Raw genomic sequence first — 8,151 nt, forward strand, 5'->3', positions numbered from 1 at the left:
GGGCGCCGGCCGAGTCACCAAGATCATCGCCTGACGATCTTCCGATGAATCCGTGCGGGCCGACGGTCCGCACACTGCACGACACACTCGATCGGCCGGTCCCGCCGGGACCGGCCGGTCGGTGTTCTCAATGAAAGTGAGGCCGACATGGCCAAGAGTGACAAGCGGGTCAAAGTGACCCTGGAGTGCACCGACTGCAAGCGGCGCAACTACATCACCATGAAGTCCAAGGTGAACGACCGCGAGCGTCTCGAGATGCAGAAGTACTGCAGCAACGAGCGCAAGCACACCTTGCACAAGGAGACTCGCTGACGCGAGTGTGGCCGACGCCCCACCCCGGGGTGTCGGGGAGGCGCTGGTACCCTGGCTCCCCCATTCCTCTCCACAGAGGGCAGTAGCTCAGCTGGCTAGAGCATCGGTCTCCAAAACCGACGGTCGGGGGTTCGAATCCCTCCTGCCCTGCAGAGTTCCCCGGAACTCATCATCCATCCGTATTCGACGATCGAAGAATCGCAGCAACCACCGTGTCACTGGACGACCTCAACCGCGAGCAGAAGCGCCACCTGAAGAAGATGGGCGCGCTCGATGACAAGGGAAAGGTTCAGAAGCAGCAACGCCAGCAGCCGAAGAAGAAGCAGGATCGCGTCGGCCCCGTCCAGTACCTCCGTGAGGTCCGTGACGAGATGCGCAAGGTCGCATGGCCGCAGCGTCCGGCGATCGTCCGCTATTCGATCGTCGTGCTCGTCACGGTGATCGTCTACACCGCACTGGTGGGCGGCCTCGACTACTTCTTCGGCAAATTGGCCGAATGGTTCTACTCAACGTGAGCGATATGACCGACAACAACGACAACAATCTCGACGACCTGGACGCTCAGCTGAGCGCGGTGTCGTCCGAGGCCGAGAAATCGACTGCGGCGCTCGAGTCGGAGGTCTCCGACCTGTCCGATGACGCGGAGGCTTCGGTGGCCGATGCGTTGCCGACCGATGACGCTCCGGTCGAGGGCTACGAGAAGGCCGCAGAATCCGGTCTCGCGGAGATCGCCGCGGACTCCGACGAGGTCGCCGACGATCCGGCGGCCGAAGTCGATGCCCCCGACACCGAGATCAGCCCGGCATCCCCCGCCGATCTGCTGCCCACCGGTGACGCCAATCTCACCGCTGCGACCGATGAGCAGGCCGTCCTCGCCGACGACGTCGACATCTCCACCGACGATGCCCGAGAGCTCCTCCCCACCGGTGACACCACGGACGCCGACGAGGCATCCGGCGACGAGCCCGTCGCCGAGGAGACCGACGAGAGCGCCGGCGACGACTCCGATGCCGACGCTGATGCGGGTGAGGAAGCGGAACCCGAAGCGCCGGTCGAGGTCGACGATCCCAACAAGCGTCCGGGCAAGTGGTTCGTGGTCCACACGCAGAGCGGCTACGAGAAGAAGGTCACGGCGAACCTGAACGCCCGGATCCAGTCGATGAACATGGAGGACAAGATCTACGAGATCGTCATCCCCATGGAAGAGGTCGACGAGTACAAGAACGGCAAGAAGCAGACCGTCATGAAGAAGGTCTTCCCGGGCTACCTGTTGGTCCGCTGCCGGATGGACGACGAGTCCTGGTACTGCGTGCGCAACACGCCGGGCATCACCGGCTTCGTCGGCCAGCAGCAGAAGGGCCAGAAGCCCACGCCGCTGTCGCGCCGCGAGGTCAAGACGTTCCTCACCCCGAAGACCGAGGGTGTCGAGGCGGCGCCGCGTCGCAAGGCGAAGCTCGACTACGAGGAAGGCGAGAGCGTGCGCGTGAAGGAAGGCCCGTTCGCCGACTTCACCGGCGAGATCGCCGAGATCAACGCAGATCACATGAAGCTGAAGGTCCTCGTCAACATCTTCGGCCGCGAAACGCTGGTCGAGATGGACTTCAGCCAGGTCGCCAAGCTCTGAGCCCACCGGGCGTAGCGCAGCGACTCCACCCCACCCCAACTGACGAGAACACGAAGAGAGAATTCACATGGCCAAGAAGAAAATCATGGCGGTCGTCAAGATCCAGATCGAAGCCGGCAAGGCGAGCCCCGCCCCGCCGGTCGGTACGGCCCTCGGCCCGCACGGCATCGCGATCATGGACTTCGTCAAGGCGTACAACGCTCAGACCGAAGCCCAGGCCGGCACCGTCATCCCGACCGAGATCACGATCTTCGAGGATCGCAGCTTCTCGTTCGTCCTGAAGACGCCGCCGACGTCGACGCTGATCCGCGAAAAGGCCGGCCTCGAGAAGGCGGCCAACAACCCCGGCAGCGAGACCGCCGGTTCGATCTCCGAGGCCCAGGTCGCGGAGATCGCCGAGATCAAGATGCCCGACCTCAACGCGGTCGACCTCGAAGGAGCCAAGCTCCAGGTCCGCGGTACCGCCCGCTCGATGGGGATCGACGTCGTCTGACGACGACGGACGCCTGACGGCGTCTGTGCGACTCCGTCGCACTCGATCCTTTCTCGGGCCTCCGGCCCGAAGCGCCTCCGGCGCTTCATGTGAGATCCGGTTCCGCACTTCGCGGAGTCAGTGAAATCGAATGATTCGAAGTTCTACAACCAACAGTCTCGACCGGAACCACCTCGGCCGGCGGACTCAACACTGAGGGAGACAACCAATGTCCGGAAAGAAATTCAACGACGCGCTGAAGACGTTCGATCGTGAGTTCATGTACGCACCGAAGGAAGCGGTCACGCACGCCAAGAACACGGCGACCGCCAAGTTCGACGAGTCGATCGACATCGTGATCCGACTCGGCGTCGACCCCCGCAAGGCCGACCAGATGGTGCGCGGCACCGTTGCACTCCCGGCCGGAACCGGCAAGGACGTGCGCATCGCGGTCTTCGCCGCTGGTGAAGCTGCCGACGCCGCCCGCGAGGCCGGAGCCGATTTCGTCGGCGCCGACGACCTCTTCGAGCAGGTCGAAGGCGGCATGATGGATTTCGATCTCGTCATCGCCGCACCTGACATGATGCCGCTGGTCGGTCGCCTCGGTCGTGCGCTCGGCCCGCGTGGCCTGATGCCGAACCCGAAGACGGGGACCGTCACGCCCGACGTCGGCAAGGCCGTCGGTGAGTTCAAGGGCGGCAAGGTCGAGTACCGGACCGATCGCTACGCGAACGTCCAGGTCCCGATCGGCAAGGCGAGTTTCGACGACGCCGCGCTGCAGCAGAACTTCTGGGCGGTCATCGACGAGATCAACCGCGCGAAGCCGGCCTCGGCCAAGGGTCGCTACATCAAGAAGGTCACCGCATCGGCGACGATGGGACCCGGCGTCCGCGTCGACATCTCGCGGCTGAAGCCCGACACCGACTGATCCGGTTTCCGACTCTCTGAACCTGTCGCTGTGCGCGGCCCGACTCGGGTCGGTCGCCGCCACATTCCTACGATGACCCGATGAACGAGTCGGCCGGCGCACTCCTGGACCTGTCCGGGAAGGTGGCGGTCGTGACCGGCGCAGCGACGGGGATCGGCGAGGGAATCGCGCGAACGCTCGCCGAAGTGGGGGTGGACGTGATCGTGGCGGACATCGACACCGTCGGCGCACATCGCGTCGCGGGCGACGTCGGTGGAACCGCGCTGGACCTCGATGTCCGCGACGCTGCACAGTGCGCCAGCGTGCTCGGCGACATCGGCGAACGGATCGACATCCTGGTGAACAACGCCGGGTCGTACCACGAGGCGGGCAGCATCCTCGACCAGAGCGTCGAGTCCTGGAGCCGTTCGATCGAGTTGAATCTCGCCAGTCTGTTCCACTGCTCCAAGCCCGTTGCGGCTCGCATGGTCGACCAGGGTGACGGCGGAGCGATCGTGAACATCGCGTCGGTCGACGGACTCCTGCCGTGCCTCGGCACCGGCTACGACTCGGCCAAGGCCGGTGCGATCCACTTTTCGCGCAGCCTCGCGGTCGACCTCGCGCCACACGGCATCCGGGTCAACGCCGTGAGTCCGGGCGTGGTTCCGGTACCGACCCTCGATCGGATGCACGCCGGAGAGATCGAGCACTTCTGGCCGACGGAACCGTCGACGAGCGGATTGATGGGACCGTTGATGAAGCAGCGGTCAGCGAACGTGCCGATCGGCCGGAAAGGCACCCCGCGCGACATCGCCAACGCGGTGCTGTTCCTCGTGAGCGATCTGTCGAGCTATGTCACCGGCCAGAACATCGCCGTCGATGGAGGATGGACACTCGTATGAGCTCTGCAGCAGACACCCACACCGATCCGGTCGTCCAGCGACTCCTCGACGAGCGCGACATCGTCGCGCTCGCGTTGCGTTACTGCAGGGCGATCGACACGAAGAACTGGGAGCTGCTCGACGACGTCTTCGTGCCCGAGTCGACCGCTCAGCTCGGCAGTCCGGCGATGCTCGAGGGTCGCGACGCGATTCGTGACCGGATTCGGACAGCGCTCGAGAACCTCGACGACAGTCAGCACCTGGTCGGGAACCACGAGGTCACCGTCGACGTCGATCGTGGAACGCATCGGTGCTACCTCCAGGCACAGCACATCCGTGAGTTGCCGGAAGGAAGCCCGAACCTGATCATCGCGGGACGCTACGAGGACGAGGTCGTCCGCACCTCCGCCGGCTGGCGGATCGCGCATCGCACCCTGGTCGTGATGTGGACCGAGGGCAATCCCGCCGTCACCGTCCGATAGGGAGTACCTGAATGGTCGTTCGGTAACGTCGGCGGCCATGAGCGAGATCGCCAATCCCACTCCCACGGTCGAGCAGCTGTGCGCGATCGAGGCGTGCCGCGAAGCGGCGCGACGGTATTCGTACGGGATCGACCGCCTCGACGGCGATGTCATGAAGTCGGCGTACTGGCCTGACGCGATCGACGAGCACGGTCGGTACAGCGGGAACGCGTGGGACTTCTGTGACCATTGCGTGGGGAGCCACGACAAGTGGACGTGGACGATGCACTCCATCTACACCCACCGCGTCGAGATCGACGACGACATGGTCAACGGGCGCGGCGAGGCCTACTGCATCACGCACCTGTTCGACGGCGTCGAGCGGATGATGTCCACCTGGTACGGCCGGTATCAGGACCGATACGAGTGCCGCGACGGCGAATGGCGGATCGGGCACCGCGTGTGCGTGCATCACGCGAACACGAAGGAGCACGTGCCCGAGACGATGGGTATCGACGCGAGCCTGTTCCGACAAGCCGACTTCGATCGGCCCGCCGCCGGTCGGCGGATGGGCGTCTGATGCCTGCGTTCGCGAAGCAGCGCGCTGCCGAGGACCCGACCGGATTCGCATTGGTCGATGCTCAGCGCGAGTACACCTGGAGCGATGTGGACGAGGCGCTCAATCGCTGTGCGAACCGGCTCCGCGACGCCGATGCCCGCGGTGAGCTCGGAACGCACCACCGCATCGCGGTCTTCGCCGAGAACGCCGCAGAAACTGCACTTGCGCACCTCGGTGGTCTGCTCGCCGGAACGTCATCGGTGCCGGTCAACTTCCATCTGACCGCCTCGGAAGCGGCCTACATCCTGAGTGATTCCGAGAGCGGGATCGTGTTCGTCGGCCCCGAGACCGTCGAACGCGGACTCGCTGCGGCGGCCGAGGCGGGAGTCGGGACGGTGATCGGTTGGGGATGCGACGACATCGACGGCGTCACCGGCTGGAACGAGTGGCTGGCCGCGGGCTCCACCGATGATCCGCCCTCCTCGATCATCCCGCTGCCCAATCTGCTGTACACGTCGGGCACGACGGGGCTTCCGAAGGGCACCGAACTTCCGCCGACGATGTTCGCCGGCGGGGTCGACATGGTCGAACACCTGGAGCGGTTGGCGCAGGGCGGGTTCGCCGGATTCGGCACGCACCTCGTGGTCGGACCGATGTATCACACCGGTCCCCTCTCGGGAATGCGGTTGCTCTGCGCGGGGGTGTCGTCGGTGATCCTCGACAAATTCGATGCCGAGGCCACGCTCGCTGCGATCGACAGGTACCGGACGGAGTCGGCGGTGATGGTGCCGACGCACTTCGTGCGGATGCTCGCGCTGTCCGACGAGGTCAAGGCGAAGTACGACGTCAGCTCGATGAAGTTGATCGCACACACGGGAGCGAAGTGTCCGATCGATGTGAAGGCCGGGATGATCGAGTGGTTCGGACCGGTGTTCCGCGACGCCTACGGGGCCACGGAGGTCGGCACCGTGTGTTCGATCACGAGTGAGGAGTGGATGGATCACCGTGGCTCGGTCGGCCGTTCGATCCCACCGTTCCACGCGGTCGTCCTCGATGACCGGTTGAACGAGTTGCCGGCGGGAACGGAGGGTCAGCTGTACTTCCGCGACGACACCGGTCGCGGCATCGTGTACCCGAACGACTCGGACAAGACCGCAGCGTCCAATCCCGAGCCCGGACTCTTCACCCTGGGCGAGATCGGGTACATGGACGACGACGGCTACGTGTACATCACGGATCGGTTCAACGACATGGTGGTGTCGGGTGGCGTCAACATCTACCCGGCGGAGTCGGAGTTGCTGTTGATCGACCACCCGGGCGTCGCCGACGTGGCGTGCGTCGGAGTGCCCCATCCCGACATGGGCGAGAAGCTCGTCGGCCTCGTGATTCCGACCGACGCCGCCGCGCCTCCCGATGTCGACGAGATCTCGACGTGGTTGCGCGAACGACTCAGCACCTACAAGTGCCCGCGCGAGTATCACCTCGTCACCGATCTCGGTCGGACGACGATGGGAAAGGTCAACAAGCGCCGCCTGCGCGACTCCTGGCTCGCCGGCGAACTGACCGGCGTTTCGGGCTAGCTGTCGTCCGACGACCGTCCGCCGCCCGACACGCCGGGCCACAACAGGTCGGCGAGGTTGTCGGCGAGGGTGTCGATGTCGCAATAGTCGTCGCGCAGCCACATCAGGGCGACGATCTGGAACGCACCGACGATCGCGTGCGACCACGTGCGCGACGCCACCTCATCGCGACCTGCTGCCGCGAACAGGTCGACCAGTTGCTGTGCCGAACGTTCGACGAGTCGCTGCAGCACGGCCGTGTCGTGGCCGCCGCCGTTCACGAACAGGAAGAGGTTGCGGTCGGCATCGATCGCGGCGAGGTACCCGCTGACCGCCGCGTGGAAGTCGTCGCGAGGATCGCGGCCCGTGCTCACTCGGATGTTGACCGCCGCGTTGATCCGGTCGATCAGGGTCTCCGACAGAGCGTTCGTCAGTGCCTCCCGGTCGCCGATCGTGCGATACAGGATCGGTTTCGTGACGGTCGACGCGGCGGCGATGTCGGCCATCGTGACGTCGGGGCCGCGATCGCGGATCAGTGAGGTCGCCGCTTCGAGCAGTTGGGCGCGGTCGACGATGACCCCACCTCCCGGTGGTCGGCCCGGTCCACGCTTGGACCCGTTGTTCGAGGAGGACGCCGTACTCACGTCCCGTGACCGTAGCGCCACGAACGCGGAGATGTTACTCCGAGTAAATATTGAGCGCGCGCGGGTGGTACTTTCGCAGCCATGACCGTGACCGAGGACAACCCGACCGCCGCCGACCCGACCGGTCCGCCGTGGCACCTCCGTGGCAACTGGGCGCCGGTGCTCGACGAACTCACCGAGACCGAGCTCCGTGTGGATGGGATCATCCCGCCCGAGCTCAGCGGCACCTATGTGCGCACCGGTCCGAACCCGGCGTCGGGCACGTCCGATCACTGGTTCTTCGGTGACGGCATGTTGCACGGTGTGCGCCTGTCCGGAGGCAAGGCCGAGTGGTACCGCAACCGATTCATCCAGACGCCGAACATCACCGACCCGGTCGAGGATCCGATGGACACGATGGGCGACCTGACCCGCGGCACCGGCAACACGCATGTGATGCCGCACAACGGAGAACTGCTGTGTCTCGAGGAGGGCCACTGGCCGTGGCGCGTCGACGGTGAGCTGAACACGCTCGGGCCGAAGAACTACGACGGCGCGCTCACCACCTCGATGACCGCTCATCCGAAGGTGTGTCCGGTGACGGGCGAACTGATCGCGTTCAGCTACCTCAGCGCCGAGCCGCCGTTCCTCAACTACATCCGGATCAGCGCCGACGGGGTCCTCCAGCAGTTGGAGGGCATCGACATCCCGAACATGGTGATGATGCACGACTTCAACGTCACCCGGAACCAC

Annotated in this window: 11 protein-coding genes and 1 tRNA gene; 11 read left to right on the plus strand and 1 reads right to left on the minus strand. The window is 65.3% G+C overall.

What is annotated here, in order from left to right:
- The first annotated feature begins 147 nt into the window (after nucleotides 1-147).
- The 10 genes from rpmG (at nucleotide 148) to ON45_RS12625 (ending at nucleotide 6,796) form a co-directional block, all read left to right on the plus strand.
- Nucleotides 148-312 carry a 50S ribosomal protein L33 gene (gene rpmG, locus ON45_RS12580; protein WP_040494339.1) on the plus strand — a complete coding sequence of 55 codons (165 nt, stop codon included), beginning with the start codon at nucleotides 148-150 and terminating at the stop codon, nucleotides 310-312.
- 76 nt (nucleotides 313-388) lie between these two features.
- Nucleotides 389-462, plus strand: a tRNA-Trp gene (locus ON45_RS12585).
- A gap of 62 nt (nucleotides 463-524) precedes the next feature.
- Nucleotides 525-827: a preprotein translocase subunit SecE gene (secE, locus tag ON45_RS12590; protein ID WP_051062988.1), complete on the plus strand. Its 303-nt coding sequence runs from the start codon at nucleotides 525-527 to the stop codon at nucleotides 825-827.
- A gap of 5 nt (nucleotides 828-832) precedes the next feature.
- Nucleotides 833-1,936: a transcription termination/antitermination protein NusG gene (gene nusG, locus ON45_RS12595; protein WP_241432202.1), complete on the plus strand. Its 1,104-nt coding sequence runs from the start codon at nucleotides 833-835 to the stop codon at nucleotides 1,934-1,936.
- A 67-nt stretch (nucleotides 1,937-2,003) separates the two neighbouring features.
- Nucleotides 2,004-2,429: a 50S ribosomal protein L11 gene (gene rplK / locus ON45_RS12600; RefSeq protein ID WP_040494340.1), complete on the plus strand. Its 426-nt coding sequence runs from the start codon at nucleotides 2,004-2,006 to the stop codon at nucleotides 2,427-2,429.
- A gap of 208 nt (nucleotides 2,430-2,637) precedes the next feature.
- Nucleotides 2,638-3,336, plus strand: a complete 699-nt coding sequence (gene rplA / locus ON45_RS12605; protein WP_040494341.1) for a 50S ribosomal protein L1 — start codon at nucleotides 2,638-2,640, stop codon at nucleotides 3,334-3,336.
- Nucleotides 3,337-3,416: 80 nt separating this feature from the next.
- The gene (locus ON45_RS12610; RefSeq protein WP_040494342.1) at nucleotides 3,417-4,217 is read left to right on the plus strand and encodes an SDR family NAD(P)-dependent oxidoreductase; all 801 of its coding nucleotides are present in this window, start codon (nucleotides 3,417-3,419) and stop codon (nucleotides 4,215-4,217) included.
- On the plus strand, nucleotides 4,214-4,678 hold the full coding sequence (locus ON45_RS12615) for a nuclear transport factor 2 family protein (protein WP_051062989.1): 465 nt from the start codon (nucleotides 4,214-4,216) through the stop codon (nucleotides 4,676-4,678). The genes ON45_RS12610 and ON45_RS12615 overlap by 4 nt, the downstream gene beginning before the upstream one ends.
- A gap of 37 nt (nucleotides 4,679-4,715) precedes the next feature.
- Nucleotides 4,716-5,237 carry a nuclear transport factor 2 family protein gene (locus ON45_RS12620; protein WP_051062990.1) on the plus strand — a complete coding sequence of 174 codons (522 nt, stop codon included), beginning with the start codon at nucleotides 4,716-4,718 and terminating at the stop codon, nucleotides 5,235-5,237.
- Nucleotides 5,237-6,796, plus strand: a complete 1,560-nt coding sequence (locus tag ON45_RS12625) for an AMP-binding protein (protein ID WP_040494343.1) — start codon at nucleotides 5,237-5,239, stop codon at nucleotides 6,794-6,796. Before ON45_RS12620 ends, ON45_RS12625 begins: the two co-directional genes overlap by 1 nt.
- Here ON45_RS12625 and ON45_RS12630 read toward each other — a convergent pair.
- The gene (locus ON45_RS12630) at nucleotides 6,793-7,419 is read right to left on the minus strand and encodes a TetR/AcrR family transcriptional regulator (RefSeq protein ID WP_040494344.1); all 627 of its coding nucleotides are present in this window, start codon (nucleotides 7,417-7,419) and stop codon (nucleotides 6,793-6,795) included. The genes ON45_RS12625 and ON45_RS12630 overlap by 4 nt on opposite strands.
- Nucleotides 7,420-7,500: 81 nt before the next feature.
- Between ON45_RS12630 and ON45_RS12635 the strand changes: the two genes are divergently transcribed.
- Nucleotides 7,501-8,151 (plus strand): carotenoid oxygenase family protein (locus ON45_RS12635; RefSeq protein WP_040494345.1); only part of this gene is annotated, 651 nt, incomplete at its 3' end.

The organism is Ilumatobacter nonamiensis YM16-303 (genome assembly GCF_000350145.1).
Classification (GTDB): Bacteria; Actinomycetota; Acidimicrobiia; order Acidimicrobiales; family Ilumatobacteraceae; genus Ilumatobacter_A; species Ilumatobacter_A nonamiensis.

What these genes read in the sequence shown, in the direction of transcription:
- rplA (WP_040494341.1), top strand. Translation starts at nt 2,638, where the DNA reads ATGTCCGGAAAGAAATTCAACGACGCGCTGAAGACGTTCGATCGTGAG.
- ON45_RS12610 (WP_040494342.1), top strand. Translation starts at nt 3,417, where the DNA reads ATGAACGAGTCGGCCGGCGCACTCCTGGACCTGTCCGGGAAGGTGGCG.
- nusG (WP_241432202.1), top strand. Translation starts at nt 833, where the DNA reads ATGACCGACAACAACGACAACAATCTCGACGACCTGGACGCTCAGCTG.
- ON45_RS12615 (WP_051062989.1), top strand. Translation starts at nt 4,214, where the DNA reads ATGAGCTCTGCAGCAGACACCCACACCGATCCGGTCGTCCAGCGACTC.
- rpmG (WP_040494339.1), top strand. Translation starts at nt 148, where the DNA reads ATGGCCAAGAGTGACAAGCGGGTCAAAGTGACCCTGGAGTGCACCGAC.
- ON45_RS12625 (WP_040494343.1), top strand. Translation starts at nt 5,237, where the DNA reads ATGCCTGCGTTCGCGAAGCAGCGCGCTGCCGAGGACCCGACCGGATTC.
- ON45_RS12620 (WP_051062990.1), top strand. Translation starts at nt 4,716, where the DNA reads ATGAGCGAGATCGCCAATCCCACTCCCACGGTCGAGCAGCTGTGCGCG.
- rplK (WP_040494340.1), top strand. Translation starts at nt 2,004, where the DNA reads ATGGCCAAGAAGAAAATCATGGCGGTCGTCAAGATCCAGATCGAAGCC.